Source organism: Thermomonas sp. (assembly GCF_041905325.1).
In the GTDB taxonomy this organism is placed as follows: Bacteria; Pseudomonadota; Gammaproteobacteria; order Xanthomonadales; family Xanthomonadaceae; genus Thermomonas.
On sequence record NZ_JAYRLK010000042.1, the window covers coordinates 1 to 1,573 of the forward strand.

2 protein-coding genes and 1 pseudogene are annotated in these 1,573 nt (G+C 68.5%); all 3 read right to left on the minus strand.

All coding sequences use genetic code 11. The features are described 5' to 3' along the window. On the minus strand, positions 1–247 hold a 247-nt coding region (locus ACE3OK_RS12545; protein ID WP_157086441.1), incomplete at its 3' end, for a DUF3577 domain-containing protein. A gap of 310 nt (positions 248–557) precedes the next feature. After that, positions 558–1,008 (minus strand): annotated as a pseudogene (locus ACE3OK_RS12550) (XF1762 family protein). Between the two features lie 141 nt (positions 1,009–1,149). Further along, a complete protein-coding gene (locus ACE3OK_RS12555) occupies positions 1,150–1,434 on the minus strand; it encodes a DUF3085 domain-containing protein (protein WP_031629745.1) in 285 nt (94 codons plus the stop codon). Positions 1,435–1,573: the final 139 nt, after the last annotated feature.

Below are 1,573 nucleotides of genomic sequence, written 5' to 3' on the forward strand. Positions count from 1 at the left end.
GCTGCTTGGGATCGTCAACGCCGATGTAGCGCTGAACGAGCTTCTTGGCCTCGGCACCCGAGACCTTGACGTCGAAGTAGCGGTAGCTGGGGTCCCGGGCGGGGCCGACCAGCGCGGCGATGGTGCATGCCAGGAAAGGCTGCGCACGGCGGCCGCCCCGGACGGGCACTTCACGGACACGCTGGATGTAGCCGATGCCCGAGGTGTGGAGGTCGAAATACGATTTCTCGTTGGACGTGGTGTTCATGGTGAATCTCCATTGGGATGAAGCGGAGACACACCGGCCCACGCATGCGGGGAAGGTGCGTGACCCCGCGGTGGGTTGATAAGGCGAAAGCATCCGCCACCAGAGGCTGGTGGCCGCTCGCGGAAGGATGCGGTGCGAGCTGGCTCGGTCACGCAGTGGGAACTGCGCCGCAACCTCGAAGACCGATGGTTGCCTGGCATGTCGCTGACGACGTCAGCAGGCATGGGGCCAGCATGGCGGGGCCTCGCGCGCGCGGCAGCAATCAATCGGCACCCGGGCGCTTCCCTTTGTCCGCGCCACCCGGCGCCTGTCACAGGCACTTGGCGCCGCGCAGGTGCTCGGGGGTATCGGCGCGCGGACGGCCGGGACGGCTCCAGGCGCCGCCACCGCGCGCGCCGATCAGCCGCCAGCCGGCGGCGCGCAGGCTGGCGCCACCTTCGTCGGGCATGGTGTAGGTGAGCAGGCGTATGTAGCCCAGCGCCCTTGCCGCCTGCCAGGCCGCGCCGTAGAGCTTGCTGCAGGCGCTGGGTGTGCCGTCGGTGCACAGCCGCGTGACTTCCAGCGTCCAGGTGCCGCGCGACCGGGCGGCCGACAATGGCCACGCCGTGGATCAGGTCGCTGTCGCTCAGCGTGACGGCCAGGGCGAACTTCGCGCCCTGGACCGGGCGGTGGTGGCGATGGTGCGACAGAACGAATGCATTGGCCGTGCGCAGCGACACCGGTAGGAGGTGCAGCCTCGGCGAGGTCGATGGCGTGTTCATGCGGTTGTCTCCGGTGGCATGCCGGCGTTGTGGCCGGCGGGGCGTGCCTCGGCGGCTGGAGACAAACGCGCACGCGCGGCGATGGCGGCGGTGCGAACAAAAGAAGGCCCCCGATGCGGGGGCTGCGAGGCGGTTGCCGCGTCAGGCGGGAGGCACCACTGCTAAGGACAGGTGCGTGGCGGTGGCGGAAAGCACGAGATCGTCCGCCGAGTGCTGGAGGCGCGTGAACAGGCCGTCCTTCGGGTCGAAATACTCCGCGAAGTCATCGCCGCCCAGCTCGCGGCCGGCGAGGTGCCACCAGTCATCGAACGGGTCGGTGTCCGGGTTGCATCCGACGGCGTAGGCGAGCAGTGCCTGGCGCCCATCCGGGCGACGCTCCCCACGCTCGGCGAGGAAGTACACGCCCTGATCCTTGACCAGGACAATGCGGCACTGATTGGGGACGTCTCAGAAAACGGAAAAAATCGTACGCTAAGCCGGTTGCAGCGGTCGTAGCGGCCTGAACTTGCCCGCGCCGATCTTGGCGCTGCTGCGCCAGAGGTAATCGCCGGTCAGGTTGATGTGC